At 68.2% G+C, this 21479-nt stretch carries 33 protein-coding genes and 1 pseudogene; 24 read left to right on the top strand and 10 right to left on the bottom strand.

What is annotated here, in order from left to right; genetic code table 11:
- Positions 1-3: 3 nt before the first annotated feature.
- The 8 genes from MOX02_RS22180 to MOX02_RS22145 all read right to left on the bottom strand — a co-directional run bounded on the left by MOX02_RS22180 (position 4) and on the right by MOX02_RS22145 (position 2469).
- Entirely contained in the window at positions 4-243 is a 240-nt protein-coding gene (locus MOX02_RS22180) for a hypothetical protein (protein WP_147028011.1), read from the bottom strand.
- Positions 240-593, bottom strand: a complete 354-nt coding sequence (locus tag MOX02_RS22175) for a hypothetical protein (protein WP_170267953.1) — start codon at positions 591-593, stop codon at positions 240-242. The genes MOX02_RS22180 and MOX02_RS22175 overlap by 4 nt, the downstream gene beginning before the upstream one ends.
- On the bottom strand, positions 590-934 hold the full coding sequence (locus tag MOX02_RS22170; protein WP_147028009.1) for a helix-turn-helix domain-containing protein: 345 nt from the start codon (positions 932-934) through the stop codon (positions 590-592). Before MOX02_RS22170 ends, MOX02_RS22175 begins: the two co-directional genes overlap by 4 nt.
- Before the next feature lie 96 nt (positions 935-1030).
- Positions 1031-1438, bottom strand: coding sequence for a hypothetical protein (locus tag MOX02_RS22165; protein ID WP_147028008.1), 408 nt, complete (start codon positions 1436-1438; stop codon positions 1031-1033).
- Positions 1435-1662 carry a hypothetical protein gene (locus MOX02_RS22160; protein WP_147028007.1) on the bottom strand — a complete coding sequence of 76 codons (228 nt, stop codon included), beginning with the start codon at positions 1660-1662 and terminating at the stop codon, positions 1435-1437. Before MOX02_RS22160 ends, MOX02_RS22165 begins: the two co-directional genes overlap by 4 nt.
- Positions 1662-2045 (bottom strand): hypothetical protein, encoded by a 384-nt coding sequence (locus tag MOX02_RS22155; protein WP_147028006.1) that lies wholly within the window; start codon positions 2043-2045, stop codon positions 1662-1664. The genes MOX02_RS22160 and MOX02_RS22155 overlap by 1 nt, the downstream gene beginning before the upstream one ends.
- Position 2046: 1 nt before the next feature.
- Positions 2047-2283 (bottom strand): helix-turn-helix domain-containing protein, encoded by a 237-nt coding sequence (locus MOX02_RS22150; protein ID WP_147028005.1) that lies wholly within the window; start codon positions 2281-2283, stop codon positions 2047-2049.
- Positions 2284-2286: 3 nt separating this feature from the next.
- Positions 2287-2469 (bottom strand): hypothetical protein, encoded by a 183-nt coding sequence (locus MOX02_RS22145; protein WP_147028004.1) that lies wholly within the window; start codon positions 2467-2469, stop codon positions 2287-2289.
- Between the two features lie 286 nt (positions 2470-2755).
- On the opposite strand from MOX02_RS22145, the gene MOX02_RS22140 reads away from it, so the two are divergent.
- Positions 2756-3049, top strand: coding sequence for a hypothetical protein (locus MOX02_RS22140; RefSeq protein WP_147028003.1), 294 nt, complete (start codon positions 2756-2758; stop codon positions 3047-3049).
- Here MOX02_RS22140 and MOX02_RS22135 read toward each other — a convergent pair.
- Both MOX02_RS22135 and MOX02_RS22125 read right to left on the bottom strand, forming a co-directional pair.
- Positions 3039-3995: a LexA family protein gene (locus MOX02_RS22135; RefSeq protein ID WP_170267952.1), complete on the bottom strand. Its 957-nt coding sequence runs from the start codon at positions 3993-3995 to the stop codon at positions 3039-3041. The genes MOX02_RS22140 and MOX02_RS22135 overlap by 11 nt on opposite strands.
- A gap of 490 nt (positions 3996-4485) precedes the next feature.
- Positions 4486-4821, bottom strand: coding sequence for a hypothetical protein (locus tag MOX02_RS22125; protein WP_147028000.1), 336 nt, complete (start codon positions 4819-4821; stop codon positions 4486-4488).
- 85 nt (positions 4822-4906) lie between these two features.
- Between MOX02_RS22125 and MOX02_RS22120 the strand changes: the two genes are divergently transcribed.
- The 23 genes and pseudogenes from MOX02_RS22120 to MOX02_RS22010 all read left to right on the top strand — a co-directional run.
- Positions 4907-5632: a hypothetical protein gene (locus tag MOX02_RS22120; protein WP_147027998.1), complete on the top strand. Its 726-nt coding sequence runs from the start codon at positions 4907-4909 to the stop codon at positions 5630-5632.
- Positions 5629-5826, top strand: coding sequence for a hypothetical protein (locus MOX02_RS22115; RefSeq protein ID WP_147027996.1), 198 nt, complete (start codon positions 5629-5631; stop codon positions 5824-5826). Before MOX02_RS22120 ends, MOX02_RS22115 begins: the two co-directional genes overlap by 4 nt.
- Complete coding sequence (locus MOX02_RS22110; RefSeq protein WP_147027994.1) at positions 5823-6107, top strand: hypothetical protein; 285 nt, start codon at positions 5823-5825, stop codon at positions 6105-6107. The genes MOX02_RS22115 and MOX02_RS22110 overlap by 4 nt, the downstream gene beginning before the upstream one ends.
- 40 nt (positions 6108-6147) lie before the next feature.
- On the top strand, positions 6148-6564 hold the full coding sequence (locus tag MOX02_RS22105) for a hypothetical protein (protein ID WP_147027992.1): 417 nt from the start codon (positions 6148-6150) through the stop codon (positions 6562-6564).
- A gap of 3 nt (positions 6565-6567) precedes the next feature.
- Complete coding sequence (locus tag MOX02_RS22100; RefSeq protein ID WP_174804957.1) at positions 6568-7086, top strand: RuvC family protein; 519 nt, start codon at positions 6568-6570, stop codon at positions 7084-7086.
- On the top strand, positions 7083-7319 hold the full coding sequence (locus tag MOX02_RS22095; RefSeq protein ID WP_147027990.1) for a hypothetical protein: 237 nt from the start codon (positions 7083-7085) through the stop codon (positions 7317-7319). The genes MOX02_RS22100 and MOX02_RS22095 overlap by 4 nt, the downstream gene beginning before the upstream one ends.
- Before the next feature lie 2 nt (positions 7320-7321).
- On the top strand, positions 7322-7582 hold the full coding sequence (locus MOX02_RS22090; RefSeq protein ID WP_147027988.1) for a hypothetical protein: 261 nt from the start codon (positions 7322-7324) through the stop codon (positions 7580-7582).
- Positions 7582-7827 (top strand): hypothetical protein, encoded by a 246-nt coding sequence (locus MOX02_RS22085; protein ID WP_147027986.1) that lies wholly within the window; start codon positions 7582-7584, stop codon positions 7825-7827. The genes MOX02_RS22090 and MOX02_RS22085 overlap by 1 nt, the downstream gene beginning before the upstream one ends.
- A gap of 57 nt (positions 7828-7884) precedes the next feature.
- Positions 7885-8391, top strand: a complete 507-nt coding sequence (locus MOX02_RS22080; RefSeq protein WP_147027984.1) for a group I intron-associated PD-(D/E)XK endonuclease — start codon at positions 7885-7887, stop codon at positions 8389-8391.
- 43 nt (positions 8392-8434) lie between these two features.
- A complete protein-coding gene (locus tag MOX02_RS22075) occupies positions 8435-8968 on the top strand; it encodes an MT-A70 family methyltransferase (RefSeq protein ID WP_238179523.1) in 534 nt (177 codons plus the stop codon).
- A 5-nt stretch (positions 8969-8973) separates the two neighbouring features.
- Entirely contained in the window at positions 8974-9165 is a 192-nt protein-coding gene (locus tag MOX02_RS22070; protein ID WP_147027980.1) for a hypothetical protein, read from the top strand.
- On the top strand, positions 9162-10616 hold the full coding sequence (locus MOX02_RS22065) for a replicative DNA helicase (RefSeq protein WP_147027978.1): 1455 nt from the start codon (positions 9162-9164) through the stop codon (positions 10614-10616). The genes MOX02_RS22070 and MOX02_RS22065 overlap by 4 nt, the downstream gene beginning before the upstream one ends.
- On the top strand, positions 10613-11743 hold the full coding sequence (locus tag MOX02_RS22060) for a DUF1376 domain-containing protein (RefSeq protein ID WP_147027976.1): 1131 nt from the start codon (positions 10613-10615) through the stop codon (positions 11741-11743). Before MOX02_RS22065 ends, MOX02_RS22060 begins: the two co-directional genes overlap by 4 nt.
- Positions 11744-11792: 49 nt before the next feature.
- Positions 11793-12395, top strand: a complete 603-nt coding sequence (gene nusG / locus MOX02_RS22055) for a transcription termination/antitermination protein NusG (protein ID WP_147027975.1) — start codon at positions 11793-11795, stop codon at positions 12393-12395.
- 835 nt (positions 12396-13230) lie between these two features.
- Positions 13231-13389, top strand: coding sequence for a DUF3309 domain-containing protein (locus tag MOX02_RS22050; RefSeq protein ID WP_147027973.1), 159 nt, complete (start codon positions 13231-13233; stop codon positions 13387-13389).
- Positions 13390-13509: 120 nt separating this feature from the next.
- Positions 13510-13827 (top strand): HNH endonuclease signature motif containing protein, encoded by a 318-nt coding sequence (locus MOX02_RS22045; protein WP_147027971.1) that lies wholly within the window; start codon positions 13510-13512, stop codon positions 13825-13827.
- Between the two features lie 114 nt (positions 13828-13941).
- A complete protein-coding gene (locus MOX02_RS22040; RefSeq protein WP_147027969.1) occupies positions 13942-15291 on the top strand; it encodes a site-specific DNA-methyltransferase in 1350 nt (449 codons plus the stop codon).
- Positions 15292-15359: 68 nt separating this feature from the next.
- Complete coding sequence (locus MOX02_RS22035; RefSeq protein ID WP_147027967.1) at positions 15360-15695, top strand: RNA polymerase subunit sigma-70; 336 nt, start codon at positions 15360-15362, stop codon at positions 15693-15695.
- Complete coding sequence (locus MOX02_RS22030; protein ID WP_147027965.1) at positions 15695-17362, top strand: terminase large subunit; 1668 nt, start codon at positions 15695-15697, stop codon at positions 17360-17362. Before MOX02_RS22035 ends, MOX02_RS22030 begins: the two co-directional genes overlap by 1 nt.
- 20 nt (positions 17363-17382) lie before the next feature.
- The gene (locus tag MOX02_RS22025; RefSeq protein ID WP_147027963.1) at positions 17383-19353 is read left to right on the top strand and encodes a phage major capsid protein; all 1971 of its coding nucleotides are present in this window, start codon (positions 17383-17385) and stop codon (positions 19351-19353) included.
- A gap of 67 nt (positions 19354-19420) precedes the next feature.
- Positions 19421-19774 (top strand): hypothetical protein, encoded by a 354-nt coding sequence (locus MOX02_RS22020; RefSeq protein WP_147027961.1) that lies wholly within the window; start codon positions 19421-19423, stop codon positions 19772-19774.
- Positions 19775-19776: 2 nt separating this feature from the next.
- Entirely contained in the window at positions 19777-21156 is a 1380-nt protein-coding gene (locus tag MOX02_RS22015; protein ID WP_147027959.1) for a phage portal protein, read from the top strand.
- Positions 21156-21479 (top strand): annotated as a pseudogene (locus MOX02_RS22010) (collagen-like protein); the annotation flags it as partial. The gene MOX02_RS22015 and the pseudogene MOX02_RS22010, both read left to right, overlap by 1 nt.

The following is a 21479-nucleotide window of genomic DNA, read 5'->3' as shown; positions in this document are numbered from 1 at the left end:
CGCTCACTCCGCCGCGATGCGAAGCGCCGGCTCGAAGCCGCACGCCGCGTTAATCGCCGCGATGAAGGCCTCGGCGCGGTCGAGGTCGGTGGTCCGGCTACCGGTCGGCATCAGCACCGCGACGAGGTTGTCGTCGGCATCGACGATGCCGCGGAGCACGCCGGCCCCGGACCGCAGCGGCGCCCGGATGCCGAGCTGCGCGAGGTAGGCCGCAGCCTCTGCCTGCAAAGCGGAGCGGCTCACGACCGGACCTCCTCGGCGCAGGGGCGGTCGACGTCGCCGCTCGTGAGGATCTCGGCGCCGCAGGTGTAGCGCCAGAAGCCGAGGCCGGTGTTGAAGCCAGAGGCGCGGCAGGTCGGGCAGGCCGCCTCGCGCAGGTCGATCAGGAAGCCGTAGCCCGCCACCTGCTGGGAGGCGACGCAGACGCCGATCAGCGCGATCCGCGGGTCAGTCGCCGCGTCGGCGATGCCCGGCCCGGCCGGCGCGAACTGGTATCCAGGGTCGGTCAGCACGGCCACGGCCGCCTCCGTCATGAAGGAAAGGATCGCCCGGAGCTCTGCGACCCCGGTTTCGGTGAAAGGTGGGAAGGTCACGGCCGCGCCTCCGAAGGCGCGAGGGTCGACACGATGCGGCGCAGGCTGATGCGCTGGTCCTCGCGCAGCGACCGAATCGTGCGCAGGAGGTCCCGCTCCTCGGGCGTCACCACCTCGAGGTCCGGCCCTTCGAGTGACGCGAGCGGAACGCCGAGGTACGCGGCAATCACGGCACACTGCTCTGGCGTGACCGGCCGGTGCCCGCGCTCGATGCGCGAGAGCACCGAGTTGCACAAGCCGGTCGCGGCCGAGACCTCGCTGAGCCGGAAGCCCTTCCGCTTTCGGAAGTGCCGTATGCGGGCGCCGACCGCGCCGCGCGTGAGGAGCGCCGGCTCAGCCATGGTCGGCCTCGCGCGTGATGATGAGGGTGCGCGCGCACCAGCCGAGGAGCGCGGCGATCGAGGCGGCGGCGAAGAGGTCGAGGGCGATCTGCATGATCAGCCCCCGAACCGAGCGAGGCCGGCGTCCGGCTGCGGGGCGACCGCCGTGGTGGTCAGGTCGTGCAGCAGCGCCGCGCGCTCAGCGTAGCCCTCGCAGAGGCGATGGATGTGGATCTCGTTGCAGCCGTCCGCGCGGATGTTGCGGATCCAGGCCGTGGCGTTGCGGATGCCCGTGCCGTCGGCAATCTCGACCGCCATCAGCGTCGAGAGGCCGGTGTGCTCCCGGCGGACCGCGAGGACGACCGCCGGCCCGCAATCCTCGACGCTCACGACGTCCACTGGATGAATGCCGACGACGTAGCGGCGGCCGCTCGCGCCGCGCCACGCGGAGAGCGCGAGGGCCGGCGTGCCGCCGAGCGCGGCGACAGTGCGGAGGGGCGCCTCAACGGCGCGTTGCGTCTTCATCGGGAGGCCTCCGCCTTCAGGCAGTTCTCGGCGTGGGCCAGCGCGTCGCGCGCGCCGGCGAGGTAGCGGGTGACGTGCCGGCGATCCGCGGCGCGGCCGCCGCGGCGGGCCCGGTCGAGCAGCTCGAAGAAGCCGCGCGCCTGCGTCATCGCCACGTCGGCGGAGATCCGCCGGAGCACGGTGTCGGAGTCCTCGTGAGCGAGGAGGCGATCGGGCTGCCGCATCACGCCCTCCCGCCGAGCAGCTGCGCGTACCCGAGTCCGTGTTCGCGGGCCTCGTCGTAGTGGGTCGGCGCGGTCAGGCGGTCGAACAGGTCTCGCAGGGCCACCGAGAGGTCGTCCTCGTCGTCGGCGTCGAGGCCCACTGCCGCGTCGAGCAGGACCTCGCGCAGCTTCGCCCGCTGCACCCGGGCGTGCCCGAGCGCCGCGACCGCCTGCTTCAAGGCGAGCTCGTCGATCGGCTTGCGCCCGATGCCGGCAAGATCGCCCTGCGCTAGACGTTCGATGAGCCGGTCGATGTCGCGCTCGGCGGCGGCGACGATGTCGCTCGCGGTGCGCAGGTTCTGGATCAGCGCGCGCTGGCGCGCCTGGATGGTCTCGCGCGCCATGTCAGCAGCCCTCCGCGGTGTCGAAGAAGGCGGTGATCGGCTGGCCGATGCGGTCGGCCAGGACCTGCAGGGCGCCGGCGCTGATCCGGTTCTGGCCCTTCTCGTATTTCTGGAACTGCGCGGGCGAGACGCCGAGCGCCTGGGCGAGGTCGCACTGCTTGAGCCCGGCCTCGGCGCGGGCGGCGCCGACGCGCGCGGCGATGCGGCAGTCGATGTCGGAGGGTGAGCGGCCGGCCATCGCTCAGAGCTCCTCGGGCTTGTAGCCGAGGGCGAGGGCGACGAAGCGCGCGCCCTCAACGAGGAGGCCGATGGCGGCGAAGATCGCGACCGGCGCGAGGCCGCATACGGCCATCGCTTGGGTCGGGGGCAGGTTGAGGAGGAAGTCGGGCACTGGGGCCTCCATCGCGAGCGGCGATGAAGACACGTTATCCGGGGGACATTGCCCCCGTCAACCAGTGTTGGGGGTAATTGCCCCCGCTTTTGCGCGAGGCACGGCATCAGACGCTCTGCAGCAACGTCAATCTGTCGGCTTAGCGCGGTCCCTACGAGCGCAATTCACAGATCGGAGCTGCCGCTTTCCGCCACTCATTCAGAGCCTTGCGCTCGCCCCTAGAACCTTTGTCCACAAGCGGACGGAGGGCGGAGATCGGGCGATTGACTCCTGCGCGAAATGCGAACGGAATAGGAACATTCGTGAAGGGAGATCACCAGTGTCGCTGCTGTTCCCGACCGCCAAGGCTGCCGGTTCAGGTTCTCTACCGCTCCTGCAAGAGCGTGCGTTCAACGTCAGGCTGAGATGTAACTCGTGCGAACGTGAGCGGTCTCAGGTGATCTGTCTTGCAGATGAGCCGAATGATCCTGCGACGATCCACGACTTCTGGGACTCGGGCGTAGCTCGCGAGATTGATCCTGACTGCATTTACTGCGCCGAGACCGGCGCGACCATTCTGGGAGTGAGCTATCAGCGTCAGCCGGGCGACGAGCCGCCGCGCTCTACCGAATAAGCTGATTGTCGAAGACGTAGCGCACGAGCGCGAGGATCGTCACCTCGCGCCCGTCGTCTGGATCAAGGTTGCGCGGCACCACGATCGGCTGGTGCTCTGGGTTCGAAGACATCGGGACGAACTCTACGCGGTCCGGGTGCAGCCGAATCGCCTTCACAGAGCGCTCGCGAAGCTGACCCGAGTTGATGGTCTGCTGAACCACGACGAGCTGGCCATCGCGCGGCTCCGCGCCCAGGTCCTCCCAGGCTGCGCAGATGATGAAGTCGCCATCTCGGATTGGCCGGGGTTTGGCCTCGTTCATCGAGTCTCCCCGCACGCGGTAAGCAACTTGGCGCGCGAACGGGTACTCAGGATCTCGAGGTGCCGAGATCGCCTCTCCGAGATCGTCGTCGAAGGCTTCCGCCCGCAGGAACGCTCCTGCCTTCACTTCTCCGTCGACCTTCGCGAGCGTGAACGAGCGATTGGCGTTCACCAGCCCATCGCCGCCGACGCGCAACGTCTTCGGTCCAGCCTCAAAGGCGAGCCAAGCCGCCGTGGTATTGAGCGCTCTGGCGAGCTTCTCAATGGTCTCCATCGTCGGAGAGTCGGTCGGCCGCCGCATCAGATCTCGGATGGCGGTGTCACCCATGCCGGCATCGAGCGATGCGGCACGCATCGATTTATTGAGATCTTTCAGGCGCTCGGTGATGCGCTCCCGTATGTCTCTGGGCATGCGAGGGAAGATACCCTCGCCGTTTTTCCACCGTGAGGGGGAAATGGTCCTTGACGTCTGGGGGATATTGCCCTCAACAATGGCGTCATGCTCACGGCTGACCATCTCCTGAACGTCGTGGATGCCTTCCGAGAGGCTCGAGGCATCTCTGACTCTCGCGTTTCGACGCTCCTGTTCAACGACGGTAAGCGCATCAAACTGCTGCGCGCCGGTGGGGATCTCGGTTCGCGTCATCTAGCGGCAGCCATGCGGTGGCTGTCGGAGAACTGGCCGACCGATGCTGTCTGGCCGGCCGACATCACGCGACCGGACCCCATGCCAAGCGCAGCGAACACTGCGGCTGCGCAGTCCGAGGTGGCTGCCTAATGCGCGGAGTGCTGTTCGGCCTCGCTGTCCTTCTGCCGCTCTATGCCTTCGCTCTCGCTTGGGTGGTGTGGTCATGAGCGGCTCCTCCGCCTCGCGCTTCGGCGCGTCCAATCTCGTCCAGGGTGCCGACCGGGCTGATCCGGTGGGCGTGGAAGACCCTGCGCGGAACCCGTTGCCGGCACGGGCCGAGAAAGCCGGCACCCCTTCATCGCGTACCGCAGGCCCTCACCAGGGTCGGGGCCTCGCCTCAGTGGCGGCCCTCTCCAGCTCAGGCTGTTCGATGGCTTCCGACGCGACGACGCACCTGCTCGACCTCTCGGCCGCCTGCCGGCGCGCCGCCGACCCCTACCTCGTGGCCTCAGACGAAGCGCAGCGCGCGGTCGGCGATGAGCTTATGGCGTGGCCCGGCATCGGCCGGTCGCTGGCCGACGATGCTGCGATGGCCGTGCATCTTCAGCAGGCGGCGGATCATCTCGCGCGCGCTGCGCAGAATCCGCGCGTGGCTGCTGTCTTCGCGCACTTGGAGGCCGGCGGCGACGTCGTGCTGGTGGCCGCCGCGCTGCCCAGCCCGGTTGTCGTTGGCGAGGATCAGCACGCAGCCCTCCCGGCGCCGGCCGATGGTCTGGCGGTACGGGTTCGCCGTGCTCTGCGCAGTCTTCGCGGGGCGGCCTGAGGTGTTGTCGTTCGCGAACATCTCGGGCGCCTCGGCCTCAGGATCTCGCGAGCACTGTATCGCGGGCACGACCTCGCGCCGGTTACTGCCCGAATTTCGGCTGTGCATGACGCGTCCCCTGCAGGCTGACGGCCTGTCTGATCAGGCGGTGCACGATCTCGCGCACGCCCGGCTCTTCGATGTCTTCGAGGCCCTGAGCTGCAGCCTTCCTCGCGCGGCGCGTGCGGCGCTCGTGAGCGGCGGCGGCGCGCGGCAGGCGCGCCGTCCAGCCTTGTCGCCTCTCCACCCGCAGCTGGCCCTTGCCGGGGTTCGCTGCGGTTCCTCGCGCGATCGCCTGTGCTTGGCGGCCGTCGATCGCGCTTCCGTCCTGACATCCACCGAGTGCGGGATCGCTGAAATGTCCGCTGCCTCCTTCATTTCCAGCAACCTTGTAGCCGCCTCCCCGGTGCTCACAGCATCGGGGGCTTCAATGGGAAAGACTGGACTGGCCGCGCGAAAGGTTTCGCAGGTCGATGCCCGAACGTTAGCGGAACGAGTGACTTCATTCCTGCGCGCGCAGCATCCGCTGAAGACCGCGCAGTGCGTCGAGGCCGAGACCGACATCTCAGCCAGCACCGTTCGGAAGTGGCTGGAGCAGGGCAATGCGCCCAGCGGTCCGGCCTATGACGCACTCGTGCGGCGCTACGGCGCGCCGTTCCTTTGCGCGGTGCACCCCGAGCAGGCCGACGAGTGGTTCGCCGAGGTCGCGCGCATGCAGGAGCAGGTGCACCTCGAGCGCGCCGTCGCGGTGATGAAGCGGCGGCTCGACGACGTGCGGGAGGGTCGCGCGTGATCGCTGCAGGCGCCGCACTCGTCCTCGCTTCGGGCCTGCGCAAGACCGCGATCGGCCTGCTCTACCTCGGGACGCTCGCCGAGCCCCTCCTGCGCGCCTCACGCTGGCTGGAGGATCGGGCCCGTGAATGGAACCCGCGCCTCTGGTCGCGGGACGAGGATCCGCGCAACGACATCCGGGAGCGCCGGCCGTGAGCGATCGGGCCGAACTCACAGATTCCGGCTTCGTCGTTCGCGATCCGCACGGTGAGGCGGTGGCCATCGTCTCGTTCACCCCCGGCAAGGGCGAGGCGAGCGTGGCGATCGCATCTAGCCGCGCTGTCGAGGCGGTGCTGCCGCTCGCCGAGCTGAAGACCTTCGCCGAGACGCTGGCCCGCGCGCACCGCGCTGCTCTTCTCGCCCAGGTCACCGACGACGCCGCGCCCTGCGTGCCGCGCTCCGCCGATCTGCCCGCTGTCACGAGCCCCTGGGGCTGATGCCGCCACGCGGGGCGCGCCCGCGCAACTGGAGACCATGATGGCCGAGAAGCTGAAATCCGCGACGCGAGCCGGCATCCATCCGGAGGTGCTGAAGAGCCTGATCTCGAAGTGCGACGGCATGAAAGCCGACATGGATGAGGCGCGCGGCGAGCTCGGCGCGGCCATTAAGGACGCCGAGGACACGCACGGCATCCACCGCAAGGCGTTCAAGCTGGTGCTGTCGCTGAAGCGGATGGAGAGCGCCGCCCGGGCCGACTTCCTTCGCGCGCTCGATGACTATCGCGAGAAGCTCGGCCTCAATCCGCAGAAGGACCTCTTTGACGAGGCCGAGGGCGACGAGCAGGCGCGGCGCGCCCAGCAGACCGAGGCGGCGGCCGCCGCGGATCGCGCCGCCGAGAACAGCAAGACGCTGAAGGGCGGCATCAAGCAGAAGCAGCCGGCCGGGGTGCACTGAGCCATGGCCCTGCCGAAGATCCTCGCCCTCGACCTCGCCACCCGCATCGGGTGGGCCTGCGGCGCGCCCGACGGCGAGCCGCTCTACGGGACCAAGGTCCTGCCGTCGACGGGCGAGGACATCGGCCGGTTCGCCGACGCCTACAACACGTGGCTCCTCGACATGATCACGCTGGAAGGACCGGCGCTGGTCGTGTTCGAGGCGCCGGTGCTCCCCGGCAAGACCACGCCGGCGACGGCTCGGAAGCTCATGGGCCTCGCGTGGCACACCGAGTTCGTCTGCCACCTCCGCGAGGTGCGCTGCGCCGAGCACCACCTGCAGTCGGTGAAGAAGTTCTTCGCCGGCAGCGGCCGGGCCGAGAAGGACGACATGATCGCCGCGGCCCGCCGCCAGGGCTGGGATCCGAAGGACGACAACGCGGCCGACGCGCTCGGCCTCTGGGCCTGCGCGGTGCACGAGAAGGCGCCTCGGCACGCGGCCCGCTTCCAGCTCGGCGCCCTCGGCACCGCGAGGGCGGCATGAACGACGCGATCGACGACCTCGTGGCCGAGCGCCTGTCCGCAGCGGCCGGCGACCCGGCGGCGCTCGCCGATCTGCGCGGCGCACTCATCGCCGGGCTGAGCCTCGCCATCGCGGTGACTGCCGAGGGCAGCGACCGCGCCGCGAGCTTCCTGTGCGAGGAGGCCACCTCGCTGCTGTTCGAGACAGTCACCGAGCACGCATGGGCGGTCGGCCATTTGGTCAACGGACGGTGACCATGCGCGCCGCCCGGTTCGCCGACCACCCCGCCTTTCAGCCCAATCGGCCCCGCGTGCGCCAGGTCGAGGACCTGAACAACATCCGCGCTGTCCTGCCGCTTGAGGCCGCGGAAGCATGTCTGGCGGTTTGGCGCGCGATGCATCTCGCCTCGGCTGTCCCGATCGCGCTGCGCGAGCTCGAGGCGCTGCCGGAGGAGACCCGGGCGCACGTGATCACGATGTCGGCGGCGATCGCGGGTACCCACCGGAGGGCTGCGTGATGACGCGCATACCCCTCGGCCTGCCTGAGCCCGTGCAACGGATCTTCGTCTGGTGCGCGCTCGGCTGCCATTTCGTCTACGAGGCCGGCCGCTGGCGCATTGAGCCGCCGGCCAGCATGCGCTTCCCGGTCGGCACCGCGCCGACCCCAATCCAAGACCGCACCGCCCACGCCGCTGTCCTGGCGGGCGCGCCTGTGACCCGCGCCGGCGACCTGTTCGCGGCTGATGCCGGGAGGGCGGCATGACTTGGCCCTTCGATCCGCTGCCGCCGCTCGGCTTCGACCTCATCATGGAGGATTGCCGTGAACGTTGATCACGACGTCCTCCGTCGGCTTTCGAAGGGTGACCAGGGAGCCTTGGATCTAGGCAAAGCGGCCGAACACTTGGTTTGCGCTGATCTCATCCTCGCCGGCTATCGTTGCTACCTGAGCGACCAAGGCCTGTCATACGACTTGGTCGTGGATGTGAACGGTCGACTTGTTCGCGTTCAGGTGAAGGCGACCTGCTTCCCATCCAACATGAATGCGACGGGACGGGCCGAGCGCATTGGCTACACCTTCCACGTGAGGCGACGCGGAAAAGCGTCGAAGGGCACAAGGCTCAGCGCGGAGCACTGCGATGTGGTCGCTCTCGTCGCTCTAGACATCCAGGCGATTGCCTACCGCCCGCTTCACGAGGTCGGCCAATGCTGCCAACTCATGCCGCCCGACCATGTTTTCGCGGGCAAGTTTAAGCGCAGCCCGGTTGTTCCGATCACCGGACTTCCGTTCTCCGAGGCCATCCAGCGCATCGGAGGCAGCAATGTCTGAGTGGCCCTTCGGCGATCTGACACCGTTGTCTTACGACGTACTGATGGTTGACCCGCCGTGGCGCTTCGCGCTGCGCTCGGCGCGCGGCGAGGCCAAGAGCCCGCATGCGCAGTACCGCTGCATGACGCTGACCGAGATCAAGGCGCTACCGGTCGGCCATCTCGCTCGCGGCGACGCGATACTGTGGCTCTGGGCGACTAACCCGATGCTGCCGCAAGGTCTGGAGGTGATGGCGGCCTGGGGCTTCCGGTTCGTCACGGCCGGCGCCTGGGTGAAGACGACGGCGACCGGCAAGCTCGCGTTCGGCACGGGATACGTGCTGCGCTCTGCCTCAGAGCCCTTCCTCATCGGCAAGTTCGGCCGGCCCGTTACGGGCAAGGCCGTGCGCTCGGCGATGCTCTCGCTGGCACGCGAGCACTCCCGGAAGCCCGACGACGCCTACGCGGCGGCGGAGGCCCTGGCACCGCGCGCGCTGCGCCGCGCCGACCTCTTCTCGCGCGAGAGCCGACCCGGCTGGGCCGCCTGGGGCGACGAAGCCGGCCGCTTCGACGCGCCCGCGCTGAAGGCCGCGGAGTGATCGCCGTGGCTGTGGTCGACCTCCAGCAGGTGCGGGACGCGAGGGCCGAGGAGGCCTGGGCCGAGTACGTGCGCGCGAAGACCCGCGCCGACGCAACCCGGACTCTGCGCGACATGGCGGTCGCCGTGCGGGCCTTCGACGCCTTCTGCCGGGCTGCGGGCCTGACGGATGCCGAGCGGGAGGGAATGCTTCGATGAGCGGTCCCGAACCTCGCCGCCGCGCCCGGGCCAACGAAGCTCTGCCCGAGGACCTGCCGCAGAACGCGGAGGCCGAGCGCGCGCTGCTCGGCAGCCTGCTCCTCTGCAACGACCTCATGGCCGAGGTAGCGCCGCTGGTGCAGGCCGAGCACTTCTACTGGCTCGACCACCAAGAGGTGTTCCGCGCCATCGCCGGACTGATCGCGGACGGCAAGCCCGCCACCGCCATCACCGTGAAGAGCTTCCTGCCGCCGGAGTTCGCCGGCATGCCGGTGCTCGCTTACCTCGCGGCTGTCTGCACCGAGGCGTGCGTGCCGGCGAGCGCCGCGGGGTACGCGCAGATCATCCGGCAGCTGGCCACGCGCCGCAATCTCGTCGGCACTGCCGACCGGCTCGCCGCGGCGGCCCGCACCGCGCCGATCGAGATCTCCGTCGCCGACATGATCGAGGCGGCCGAGACCGACCTCCTCGCCGCCCGCACCGCGGCGCCGGCGTCCCATCTCGCCAGCATGTCGGCCGCCGAGGGGGGCGCCTGGATGCTGGAGCGCATCGAGAGCCTGCGCGCCGGGTTGGAGCGGTCGAGCGCGATTTCGACCGGAATCGCGGATCTCGACCGGGCCACGAGTGGCGGCTTCCAGCGGGGGCAGCTCTGGCTGATGGCCGGTCGCCCGGGCATGGGCAAGACGGTCGCGATGACCTCGCTGAGCCGCTACGCCGCCCGCGAGGCAGGCGTGCTCGTCTTCCAATGCGAGGTGACCCGTGATCAGCAGTGGGCCCGCTACCTCGCGGACCTCGCCTACGTCCACAACCGGCCGCTCCCGTTCGGCGCCATCATGAAGGGCCGCGACCTCGACGACGAGGACGTGTGGCGGCTGGAGGATGCGCAGAAGCGGCTCGCGCAACTGCACCTGCGGGTCGAGTGCGAGCCCGGCGTGTCGGTTGCGCAGATCGCCTTCGCAGTGAAGGCCGAGAAGAAGCGCCTCGCCCAGCGCGGGCTGAGCCTCGGCGTCGTCTTCATCGACTATCTCAAGTTCGTGAAGGTGTCGGACCGCTACCGCGGAAACCGGGTTCTGGAGATCGGTGAGATCTCGGGCGCGCTGAAGACCCTCGCCAAAGCCGAGGACATCTGCGTGGTGCTGCTCGCGCAGTTGAACCGCCAGGTCGAGGCCGAGGGGCGTGCCGACCGCCGGCCCACCGTGGCGGACCTGCGCGATTCCGGCGAACTGGAGCAGGACGCCGACGTGGTGCTGCTCCTCTACCGCGACGCCTTCTACCTCGAGAAGAAGGTGAAGGGCTCGTCCGATCCAGACCTGCAGACTCGCTACTTCGAGCGCCTGCACAGCCTCGAGATCATCCTCGGGAAGAACCGCGCCGGCCCGACCAGCACCCTCGATCTCTGGTGCGACGTGGCCGCCTCAACGATCGCACAGCACGCAAGGGGGCCAGCATGACTGCCCAATCCGATTTGCCCGCACCGCTGGTGCCCCTGGAAACCGACATTCAGGGCCTGCCAGCCTTCATGCTCGACGTCGAGCGCCTCTTCGCCTCCGAACTCTGGGCGCTGTCGTCCGGCGAGGAGTTCAAGGCCGCCGTCGCGCTCTGGGGCCGCGCCTGGCAGCAGATTCCGGCCGGCTCCCTGCCCAACGACGAGCGCCTCCTGGCCGCATTTTCCGGTGCCGGACCGCGTTGGCGGAAGGTCCGCGACATGGCCCTTCGGGGCTTCGTCTTGTGCTCCGACGGGCGCCTCTATCACCGAACTTTGTGCGCGGACGTGCTGCGGGCCGCGAAGAGCAAGGAAGAGCGTCGTCAGCGCACCGCCGCAGCCTCGAAGGCGCGCCGCGCGAAGGGTGACGGCGGCGAGCCCCCGCCTTCAGGCGGCAAAAACGTCAATGAAAACAACGAAACGGCTCATCGTAACGATGGCCGTCACGATCACCGCAACGGTGCACGTCACGATGATCGTAACGAGGTACGTCACGAAGACCGTAACGATGCGCCGACGATGACGTCACGAACACCGTTACGAGTTCCCATAGACAGGACAGGACAGAACAGAGAAGAGAATATACCGGCCGCCGCCTGTGATCCTGTACCTCGCGAAGCGGCGGGGCCTCGCCCGGCCTGGAACACTCGGGAGAACTTCGATCGTATCGAGCGGCGATGCCGGGCCGCGCTGGCCGGGGGCGGACCGCAGGACCTTCGCATTGGCCCGATCGCCAAGCTCGAAGTTGAGGGCCTCGACCTCGAAGCCGAGATCATTCCGGCCCTCCTCGACATCGAGGCGTCGGCGCGTGTCCCGATCCGCACCTGGGGCGTGTACGCCGACCGCGTCGCCGAGCGGGTCACGGTGCAGCGCCAGACGCAAGCGGCGCAGGGGCTCCGCCCGGTGCCCGCTGCGCCGGGGCTGGCCGAGGATCTGATCGACCTCGGCGTGCACGGTCGGTGGCCCGAGGAGACGCTCCGAACCGCGATCGAGCGGTTCCGCCAGACCAAGTTCTGGGCCGAGGGCATCTTCGGGCCGCCACCCGGTGAGCCTCGGTGCCGCGTGCCGTCGCGCCTCCTGCTTGAGGCCGCCTGATGGCCCGCTGCGCTTCGCCCGCTTCGTCAAATGACATCAGGAGGATCGGTTGAGTCGGAGCCGAGGCAAGCGGACCCATATGCGCTACCCGCCGCGGCGGATCATCGACCAGAGCCGCCGCTGGTACGTCGCGGCGACCTGGGGCGTCGGCACGCCCTACGACGAGGCCGAGGCCGACCGCCGGGCCGACGAGGCGTTGCGCGACGCAGGGCTCGATGTGTGGATGGCCACCTACGGCGCAACAGTCGCGCGGCGCGGACGCAGGGTGGACGTCAACCTCCACTTCTTCCCGGGCTACCTTTTCGTCGGCCTGTCCGGCGAGAGCGAAGCGGCGCACGATCGCGACATGCAGCAGCTCCGGCGCTGCAAGCACGTCGCTGCGGTGCTCGGCATTGACCAGCCGCTCGCGCTGCCGCCGCTGCTCGTGCAGGCCATCGCGGACGCCTTCACCGGGGACGTGAAGTCCGAGCGCGTGCAGGCCGCAGCGCTCTACCGCATCGGTGAGATGATGCGGGTGACATCTGGGCCGTTCGCCACCTTCTACGCCAAGGTGACCGAGCTTCTGCACTCGGGGCACATCCGTGCTGACGTGCAGATCTTCGGGCGTGAGACCCCTGTGCACTTCGAGCCCGATCAACTCGCGCGTACTTGACTCTCCGATATCGAACTGAATCTATGTGCGCAGGACGACCGGATGTGTGTGCTGCGCTCCAGAGAGGGTGCGCCCTGCCGATCCTGGCGACGGGTTGAACCGCTCGCCTCTTTGATCGGAGTCTGTCCTCAAGGCAAAAGGGCGACGGCCAGAGCTTACCTGACCGCCGCCCTGAAGCACCGGCTACCCGTTACTTCTTGATCGTCTCCACGACATGGGTCTTGGGCTTGGACTTAGCCGTCTTCACCGAAGTGAAACGCCCGTTCCCTGCGTTTCGTCCGATCTTCTGCGCCATGGTCATCACCTCCTTTCCCGGGCAGAAGCCCGCGCGCAGAGGCTTGCCGGTCGATCGATGACGCCGTGGTCGCCCATCGATACTGAAGGTCGGCCGAAAACAGTCAAGGCGGCAGCGTAGTTGACTCGGCAGGATCGCCCCGGGCGATGTGACCGCTGCGGGGTGTTTCAGTGGAGCGCCGCGTGGCTCGCGATCAGTGTCACTGAGGATAGCAGCGTCTCCTCAAGCAACTCGCACCGGTTCAAGTTGGCCTGAGTGGACCTGCCGGTGCGATTCCCAGCATTTTTCGAGTTAGTTTTAGGATCTGTCGGCTCTGGTACTGGCGGCCAAATTGGACGATCTGGCCCAATGGGCTTTGGCATGTTGCTCCCCTGGCATCCGCCTGGTGCGAGAGACCGAGGAGAGCAGGGGATCAACCGGAGCGCCATACCTCTGATGAGGTAGAGACCTGCTCTATTGTTGGGTCACCCGATCGACCAGCGCTTGGCGTAGTGGTCATCTGCGAAGGCCCAGTTTGCTGTAGGCGAGTAGGGGTCGACCATGTCCCTCACCGCGATCCTGCTGATGATCCTCGTCGCGGTCATCCTGGGTGGCGGGCGCCTCATCGGCGGCGGGGTCTATCGTGAGGAGAGCTACAGTCTCGTCACGATCCTGGTTGTCGCGGCTATCGTGTTGTTGCTGATCGGTGGACGTTCTTGATGCCGGCAGCCCCTGTCTCTCCGACCTCCTCATCCTCTCCATCTGCGCCTGGGGGATCTGGGCGCTTGCTGCGATCGAGATGCCGCGTGCGGTGATGCGGGCGGGAGATGAGGCGCTGACATGGGTCGCCTGATCACCCTCGCGCTGAGGCTGAAGGCCCTCGACACGCGGACGGCGAAGCCCGCGCCGAAGACGGCTGAGAGCTTCTACACCTCGGTCGCTTGGACCACGCTCAGGGATGAGGTGATCCGCGAGCGTGGACGCCGCTGCGAGGCGCCGGGCTGTGGCAGAACGGGTGGTCGCGTCTTCGTCGACCATATCGTGGAGCGCAGGGATGGTGGCGCCCCCCTCGACAAGGCGAACATGCAGGTCTTGTGCGGGGCCTGCCATACCCGGAAGACGGCAGCCGCCCGCGCGCGGCGACTCGGGCTCCTGTGACCCCTGGGGGGGCCCGCAAAAGCCTGGGGCGGTAGGGGTGGGCAACCGCACAGGGTCCCATCCGCAGAATTTTTCCCGGCCACACGCGCACGCGCGACCCTGCCTGAGGTGCTGATGGCTGCGAAGAGGACTACCAAGCCGGCGCAGCTCTGGCCCGCCGACCACGTCGCGCGTCGCGCGGTCGCGGAGCTTGAGCCCTACGCGCGCAACGCTCGGACCCACTCGGACGAGCAGGTGGCGCAGATCGTCGCCTCCATCCGGGAGTGGGGGTGGACGAACCCGGTCCTCGTCGACGAGACGGGCACGATCATCGCCGGGCACGGCCGCGTGCTCGCAGCGGTGAAGCTCGGGTACCCTGACGTGCCGGTCATGGTGGCGCGCGGGTGGACGGAGGCGCAGCGCCGCGCCTACGTGATCGCGGACAATCAGCTGGCGGCGAATGCGGGCTGGGACGAGGACCTCCTGCGGGTCGAGTTCTCGGACCTCCGGGCGCTCGACTTCGATCTCGGGCTGACGGGCTTCTCGGTCGACGCGATCGCGGACGTGATGGCCCAGGCGACGGAGGGTCTGACCGACCCGGACGAGGCACCGCCGGTACCGGCTAAGGCGCTGACGCAGGGGGGCGACGTCTGGATCCTCGGCCGCCACCGGATCATCTGCGGCTCGTCGACGAACGCTGCCGACGTCGAGAAGGCGCTCGCCGGGGCGCGCCCGAATCTAATGGTGACGGACCCACCCTACGGCGTGAACTACGATCCGGGCTGGCGCCGGGAGACCTGCCTCGCGGGCAAGGGAATAGCCGAGGGCAAGGTTCTAAACGACGACAGGGCGGACTGGCGCGAGGCGTGGGCGCTGTTCCCGGGCGCGGTCGCGTATGTCTGGCACGGGGGCCTGCACACGGACACGGTCATGGAGAGCCTAGCTGCCTGCCGGTTCGCCATCCGGGCCCAGATCATCTGGGTGAAGCCGCGCTTCGCCATCTCACGCGGGCACTACCACTGGCAGCACGAGCCTTGCCTCTACGGGGTGCGCGAGGGCGAGGAGGACGAGTGGCGCTTCGTCCCCGAGCACGAGGTCGCCGCCTACGCGGTGAAGGACGGCAAGGCTGCCGAGTGGAAGGGCGGTCGGAAGCAGTCGACCATCTGGAACATCGAGCACGTCAGGTGTGACACCGGCCATGGCACGCAGAAGCCGGTCGAGTGCATGCGCCGGCCGATCGAGAACAATTCCGCGCCCGGCCATGCCGTCTACGAGCCGTTCTCCGGCTCCGGGACCACCATCATCGCAGCGGAGATGACCGGGCGCGCCTGCCACGCGGTCGAGCTTAACCCGGCCTACGTCGACGTAGCGGTGCAGCGGTGGGAGGCCTTCACCGGCCTCGAGGCACGGCTCGAGGAGACCGGCGAGACGTTCGCCGAAGTCCGGGCGCGCTGCGGCAGCGTTGAAAGGGCGTGTGTTGATTGAGTGACGAACCAAGGAAGGTGGGGCGGCCGGCGCACGAGCCGAATCCACGAACCCGGCGCGAGGTCGAGATGATGGCCTCGTTCGGGAACACCGAAGAGCAGATCGCGCAGATTCTCGCTATCGACCCGAAGACGCTCCGGGCGCACTACCGCTTCGAGCTCGACGTCGGGCACGTGAAGGCGACGAACGCCGTCGCGATGAACCTCTTCCGCCAGGCTACGAAAGACGATCCCAAGGCGGTTACGGCAGCGCAGTTCTGGCTTCGCTGTCGCGCCGGCTGGTCCGAGTACGCGCCCGCGCCGGCTCCCGCCCGCACGAAGGAGCTTGGCAAGAAGGAGCAGGCGGCGCTGGCGGCCGAGACGGCGGCCGTGGACACCTCCTGGGATGATCTGATCCGCCACTGATGTGGAACTTGTCGCGGCCTGACTGGCAGGACCGGATCCGCACCGGTCAGTCGCTCCTGCCCGACCTGAAGCTGAACCAGGCCGACGTTCGGCGAGCAGTCAGCATCTTTAACAAGCTCCGGATTCCGGACGTGCCCGGCTCGCCGCCGTTCGGCGAGGCCGCCGGGGATTGGTTCCGGGAGATCGTCGGGGCCTTGTTCGGCTCGATGGTCAACGGCGAGCGGATGGTTCGCGAGGTCCTACTTCTCGTCCCGAAGAAGAACTCGAAGACGACGAACGGCGCCGGCCTGATGATGACCGCGCTCGTCGACAACCAGCGCCCGAGGGCGGAATTCCTGCTCATCGGCCCGACGAAGGACGTCGCGGACCTCGCGTTCAGCCAAGCGACCGGGATGATCGAGGCCGATCCGGAGGGCTTCCTCCAGAAGCGGATGCACATCCAGGAGCATATCAAGACCATCACCGATCGCCGGACGAAGGCGAAGCTGAAGATCAAGACCTTCGACTCGAGCGTACTCACCGGCGTCAAGCCGGTCGGCGTACTTGTCGACGAGTTGCACGAGATCGCGAAGAGCCCCTCGGCCACGAATGTCATCCGGCAGATCCGCGGCGGCCTGCTGCCGAATCCCGAGGGCTTTCTGGTCTTCATCACCACGCAGTCGGACGGGCGACCGCAGGGCGCCTTCCGGGCCGAGTTGATGAAGGCCCGCCAGATCCGGGACGGCCGGGCTACCGGTTCGATGCTTCCGGTGCTGTACGAGTTCCCCGATGACATCGCGGTGGATCCGGCGCGGTGGCAGGACCCCTCGAACTGGCCGATGGTGACGCCGAATGCCGGCCGCAGCATCCAGATCGAGCGGCTCCTGCAGGAGTTCGAGGCGTCGAAGCTCGGCGACCCAGGCGAGGTCGCCGGTTGGGCCTCTCAGCACCTGAACATCGAGATCGGCCTCGGGCTCAAGACGGACCGGTGGCCGGGCGCGGAGTTCTGGGCGCGGCGCGCGGATCCGAGCATCACCCTCGAGTCGCTACTTGATCGCTGCGAGGTGGTCTGCGTCGGCATCGACGGCGGCGGCCTCGACGACTTGTTCGGCCTGAACGTGTTGGGCCGCGAGAAGGCGACCCGGCACTGGCTCGCGTGGTCGCATGCGTGGTGCCACGCGGGCGTGCTCGAGCGGCGAAAGTCGATCGCAGCGAAGCTCCGCGACTTCGAGGCGGCCGGCGAACTGACGATCGTCGACGACGAGCTGAAGGACGTCGCCGAAATCGTGGCGATCGTCAGCCAAGTGAAGGATGCGGGCCTGCTCGCCTGCGTCGGCGTCGACCCGGCTGGCCTCGGCGAGTTCATCGAGGCGCTGGCCGAGATCGGCGTGACCCAGGAGGATAAACTCGTCGTCGGCGTGCCGCAGGGCTACGGCATGATGAACGCCATCAAGACGGCCGAGCGGAAGCTGGCGAACGGGACGCTGCGCCACTCCGGCTCAGGCCTCATGGCCTGGGCTGTCTCGAACCTGAAGATCGAGCCGACCGCGACCGCCATCCGAGCGACGAAGCAGAATGCGGGCGACGCCAAGATCGACCCGGCCATGGCGCTCTTCGACGCCGTCGTGCCGATGAGCCTGAACCCCGAGCCAGCCCGGGCTCCCGAGTACCAGCTGATCTTCGTCTAGGCCCCGCCTGGAGACCTCCTATGAACAGAGCCTATTCGCTCCTGACCGTGAAGGCGGTCGAGGACGAGCAGCGCATCATCCGCGGCGTTGCGACCACGCCGAACCCGGACCGGGTCGGCGACGTGGTCGAGCCGCTGGGCGTGACGTTCCAGAACCCGATGCCGCTGCTGCACCAGCACGACAGCGACCGGCCCGTAGGAACCGTCAAATTCGACCGTCCCACCAAGGACGGCATCACCTTCGAGGCGGTGCTCCCCAAGATCGAGGAGCCGGGCCCGCTCAAGGATCGCGTCGATACTGCCTGGGGCGAGGTCAAGGCCGGCCTCGTCCGAGCCGTGTCAATCGGCTTCCGCGCGCTCGCCGACGGCTACGAGATCATGCGGGACGGCGGCATCCGCTACCTGCAGACCGAGGTGCTGGAACTCAGCCTCGTGACCGTGCCGGCCAACGCCGACGCCAAGATTTCCCTGATCAAGTCGATCGACCGCCCCCTGCTCGCCGCGTCCGGCAAAGAGCCGAAGGCATTCGATCGGCCTGCTACCCCCGGCGCTCCGGGCCCCCAATCCACCATCAGCCAGCCGAAAGGGGCTCGCATCATGCCCAAGACCATCGCCGAACAGATCCAGGCCTTCGAGGCAATGCGCCAGGCCAAGGCCGCGCGCATGTCGGAACTCATGAACCAGGCCGCCGAGGAAGGTGTCACCCTGGATACCGAGCAGACTGAGGAGTACGACGGCCTCGCCGCGGAGGTGAAGTCGATCGACGCACATCTCGGCCGCCTGACCGCCCTGGAGAAGGCCAATCGCGCCGCGGCCAAGCCCGTCGAGGGTGTAAAGGATGCGGAGACCGGCTCGCAGGTCCGCTCCGGCGTCCGTGTCGAGGTGAAGGGCCAAAATCTGCCGCCCGGCATGCGGTTCGCACGCGTCGTGCGCTGCCTCGGTCTCGCGCAGGGCAACCGTGCGGCAGCGGCCGACATCGCCAAGGAGCAGTACGGCGACGATCAGGGCATCGTGAACGTGCTGAAGGCGGCGGTGGCCGCCGGCTCCACCAGCAATGCCACCTGGGCGGGGGCCCTGGTCGGTGACGAGACCTCCGTCTTCGCGGACTTCGTCGAGTTCCTGCGGCCCATGACCATCATGGGCAAGTTCGGCGCAAACGGCATCCCGGCCCTTCGCCGCGTGCCGTTCCGGGTGGCTCTGATCGGCCAGACCTCCGGCGGCGACGGCTACTGGGTCGGAGAGGGCAAGGCCAAGCCGCTGACGAAGTTCGACTTCGAGCGCAAGACCCTGGAGCCCCTGAAGGTCGCAAACATCGCGGTCGTGACCGAGGAGACCTTGCGCGATAGCAATCCCTCGGCCGAGACGATCCTGCGCGATCAGCTCGCGGCGGCACTGAGTGCTCGCCTCGACATCGACTTCATCAACCCGGCCAAGGCGGCCGCGGCCGGAGTGTCGCCGGCCTCGATCACGAACGGGATCACCGGCATCCCCTCCTCGGGCAACGATGCCGACGCCGTCCGCGCCGACCTCAAGGCTCTGATGAGCCCGTTCATCACGGCGAACAACGCTCCGACCTCGGGTGTGCTGGTGATGCGGTCCATCACGGCACTGTCGCTGTCGCTGATGGTCAACGCGCTCGGCCAGGCCGAATTCCCGAACATCACGATGAACGGCGGCACCCTGCGAGGCATCCCGGTGGTGACCTCCGAGTACGTGCCGGCCGGTGTCGTCGCGATGCTCAACGCCTCGGACATCTACATGGCCGATGACGGCGGGATCGCGGTCGATATGAGCCGCGAGGCGTCGCTGCAGATGGACAACGCCCCAACGATGGACAGCGTCACCCCGACGGCGGCCAGCGTTGTGTCGATGTTCCAGACGAACAGCGTCGCCTTCCGCGCGGAGCGCACGCTCAACTGGATGCGCCGCCGCGACAGCGCGGTTCAGTACCTCACCGGCGTCGCCTGGGGCGACGAGCCCGAGACGCCTTGAGGCGTGATGACAACCGGCCGGGCCTCCGAGCTCGGCCGGCTTCCGGTGACGCTCTGGAGGTGCGGCGATGAGAATTGATCAGATCGCGACCAAGGCGATGAGATACGGCGGGCGCGTTCTCAAGCCGGGCGACACCTTCCAGGCTTCGCGGCGGGATGCCCGCGTGCTGCAGGCGATCGGCAAGTCCGGCCCGCCCCCGCAGGCCGACCCTTCGCCGCAGGCCAACCCTGCGCCGCAGGTTGACCTCGAGGAAGAGACCAAGGCCGCTGAGATCGAGCAGCTGCGCGCCGAGTACGAGGCGACGACCGGCGATGCCGCGGACGGCCGTTGGGGTGCCCCCAAGCTGCGCGAGAAGATCGCTGCGCCGAAGGAGCCGAAGGGCGGCAGCTACCAGCGCCGCGACCTGCGCGCCGAGGACTGATCTTGCGCATCTTCGGCCTGACGGTCACGCGCGAGAAGGCAGTCCCGAGCCTCGCCAGCGTCGACGGTCGCGGCGGCTGGTGGGGCATCATCCGGGAGGCCTTCGCCGGAGCGTGGCAGCAGAATGTCGAGGTGAGGCTCGACACGGTACTGACCTACAGCGCCGTGTTTCGCTGCGTCTCGCTCATCGCGTCCGACATCGCCAAGATGCGCCTGCGCCTTGTCGAGGTCGGCCAAAACGGCATCTGGAGAGAGACCGCGAACTCTGCCTTCTCGCCCGTTCTGCGCAAGCCGAACCGCTTCCAGAATCGGATCCAGTTCTTCACCAACTGGATGGAGTCGAAGCTCGTCCACGGCAACACCTACGTCCTGAAGGAGCGGGACGGCCGCGGCGTTGTGGTGGCCCTCTATGTCCTGGATCCGAACCGCCTGACGGCACTCGTCGCGCCAGACGGCAGCGTGTTCTACCAGCTCACCCGCGACGACCTTGCTGGCGTCAGCGATCTCGACGCGGCCGTTCCGGTCCCGGCCAGCGAGATCATCCACGATCGCTGGAACACGATCTATCACCCCCTCGTCGGCACCTCGCCGATCTACGCCTGCGGCCTCGCCGCCGTTCAAGGCATCCGCATTCAGAACAATAGCGCGCAGTTCTTCGGCAACGGCTCGAACCCGGGCGGCATCCTGACGGCGCCAGGCGCGATCTCGGAGGAGACGGCCAAGCGCCTGAAGGACCACTGGGACAGGAACTACACGGGCGCGAACGTCGGCAAGGTCGCAGTGCTGGGCGACGGCCTCAAGTACGAGCCAATGGCCGTGAAGGCGGCCGACGCACAGCTTCTCGAGCAGCTGAAGTGGACGGCCGAGACGGTCTGCTCCGTGTTCGGCGTGCCAGCCTACAAGGTCGGCGTCGGGCAGCCACCAGCCTATAACAACGTCGAGGCGCTCGACGCGCAGTATTACGCGCAGTGCCTGCAGATCCACATCGAGAGCATCGAGCTCGCCTTGGACGAGGGGCTGGCACTGCCGCAGCCCTACGGCACGGAGTTCGACCTCGACACGCTCCTGCGAATGGACACGGCCACGCAGGTCAAGACGTGGTCGGAGGGCGTTCGTGGCGGCCTCGTGAAGCCGGACGAGGGCCGGGCGAAGCTTGGGCTGCCGCCGACGGAGGGCGGCAATGCCGTCTACCTGCAGCAGCAGAACTTCAGCCTGGCTGCGCTCGCCAAGCGCGACGCCCAGGACGATCCGTTCTCTCTCGCGCCGAAGGCTGACCAGCGGCTTCCGAGCGAGCCCGATATGGCAGCGGCAGAGGCGGCCAACGAGAACATCAGCCAGGAAGCCGGGAAGGCTCTCGTCGCCATCTGGAAGGGCCTTCGCTGATGTTTGACGGCGAGGCGTTCGGACGCGAGATCGTGGAAGCGGTCAAGCGTCATGTCGAGCACGCAACGGCGCCTCTTCTGGCCCGCATCGATGCTCTGGAGAAGCGTCAGCCTGAGCGCGGCGAGCCGGGTGAGCGCGGTGCCGATGGTGCGCCTGGCGTCGGCGTAGCTGGCGCTTCGCTGAGGGGGGCAGGCGTGCTGATCCTGCGGCTCACCGACGGCGCTGAGATCGAGGTCGGCCATGTTGTTGGCCGCAACGGCGAGCCGGGGGAGCAAGGCCCGCCTGGGACGGACGGTGCCGATGGCCGCGATGGTGTCGATGGA

This window comes from Methylobacterium oxalidis (assembly GCF_007992195.1).
GTDB classification, from domain to species: domain Bacteria; phylum Pseudomonadota; class Alphaproteobacteria; order Rhizobiales; family Beijerinckiaceae; genus Methylobacterium; species Methylobacterium oxalidis.
Note: the sequence above shows the minus strand (reverse complement) of the source record. Positions and strands in the feature narration are given on the sequence as shown.

Excerpts from the sequence above, each read along its gene's own strand:
- MOX02_RS22170 (WP_147028009.1), bottom strand. The coding sequence starts at position 934 with ATGGCTGAGCCGGCGCTCCTCACGCGCGGCGCGGTCGGCGCCCGCATA.
- MOX02_RS22165 (WP_147028008.1), bottom strand. The coding sequence starts at position 1,438 with ATGAAGACGCAACGCGCCGTTGAGGCGCCCCTCCGCACTGTCGCCGCG.
- MOX02_RS22160 (WP_147028007.1), bottom strand. The coding sequence starts at position 1,662 with ATGCGGCAGCCCGATCGCCTCCTCGCTCACGAGGACTCCGACACCGTG.
- MOX02_RS22155 (WP_147028006.1), bottom strand. The coding sequence starts at position 2,045 with ATGGCGCGCGAGACCATCCAGGCGCGCCAGCGCGCGCTGATCCAGAAC.
- MOX02_RS22150 (WP_147028005.1), bottom strand. The coding sequence starts at position 2,283 with ATGGCCGGCCGCTCACCCTCCGACATCGACTGCCGCATCGCCGCGCGC.
- MOX02_RS22135 (WP_170267952.1), bottom strand. The coding sequence starts at position 3,995 with ATGACGCGAACCGAGATCCCCACCGGCGCGCAGCAGTTTGATGCGCTT.
- MOX02_RS22125 (WP_147028000.1), bottom strand. The coding sequence starts at position 4,821 with ATGTTCGCGAACGACAACACCTCAGGCCGCCCCGCGAAGACTGCGCAG.
- MOX02_RS22120 (WP_147027998.1), top strand. The coding sequence starts at position 4,907 with ATGACGCGTCCCCTGCAGGCTGACGGCCTGTCTGATCAGGCGGTGCAC.
- MOX02_RS22105 (WP_147027992.1), top strand. The coding sequence starts at position 6,148 with ATGGCCGAGAAGCTGAAATCCGCGACGCGAGCCGGCATCCATCCGGAG.
- MOX02_RS22100 (WP_174804957.1), top strand. The coding sequence starts at position 6,568 with ATGGCCCTGCCGAAGATCCTCGCCCTCGACCTCGCCACCCGCATCGGG.
- MOX02_RS22095 (WP_147027990.1), top strand. The coding sequence starts at position 7,083 with ATGAACGACGCGATCGACGACCTCGTGGCCGAGCGCCTGTCCGCAGCG.
- MOX02_RS22090 (WP_147027988.1), top strand. The coding sequence starts at position 7,322 with ATGCGCGCCGCCCGGTTCGCCGACCACCCCGCCTTTCAGCCCAATCGG.
- MOX02_RS22085 (WP_147027986.1), top strand. The coding sequence starts at position 7,582 with ATGACGCGCATACCCCTCGGCCTGCCTGAGCCCGTGCAACGGATCTTC.
- MOX02_RS22075 (WP_238179523.1), top strand. The coding sequence starts at position 8,435 with ATGGTTGACCCGCCGTGGCGCTTCGCGCTGCGCTCGGCGCGCGGCGAG.
- MOX02_RS22065 (WP_147027978.1), top strand. The coding sequence starts at position 9,162 with ATGAGCGGTCCCGAACCTCGCCGCCGCGCCCGGGCCAACGAAGCTCTG.
- MOX02_RS22060 (WP_147027976.1), top strand. The coding sequence starts at position 10,613 with ATGACTGCCCAATCCGATTTGCCCGCACCGCTGGTGCCCCTGGAAACC.
- MOX02_RS22050 (WP_147027973.1), top strand. The coding sequence starts at position 13,231 with ATGTCCCTCACCGCGATCCTGCTGATGATCCTCGTCGCGGTCATCCTG.
- MOX02_RS22045 (WP_147027971.1), top strand. The coding sequence starts at position 13,510 with ATGGGTCGCCTGATCACCCTCGCGCTGAGGCTGAAGGCCCTCGACACG.
- MOX02_RS22040 (WP_147027969.1), top strand. The coding sequence starts at position 13,942 with ATGGCTGCGAAGAGGACTACCAAGCCGGCGCAGCTCTGGCCCGCCGAC.
- MOX02_RS22035 (WP_147027967.1), top strand. The coding sequence starts at position 15,360 with ATGATGGCCTCGTTCGGGAACACCGAAGAGCAGATCGCGCAGATTCTC.
- MOX02_RS22030 (WP_147027965.1), top strand. The coding sequence starts at position 15,695 with ATGTGGAACTTGTCGCGGCCTGACTGGCAGGACCGGATCCGCACCGGT.
- MOX02_RS22025 (WP_147027963.1), top strand. The coding sequence starts at position 17,383 with ATGAACAGAGCCTATTCGCTCCTGACCGTGAAGGCGGTCGAGGACGAG.
- MOX02_RS22020 (WP_147027961.1), top strand. The coding sequence starts at position 19,421 with ATGAGAATTGATCAGATCGCGACCAAGGCGATGAGATACGGCGGGCGC.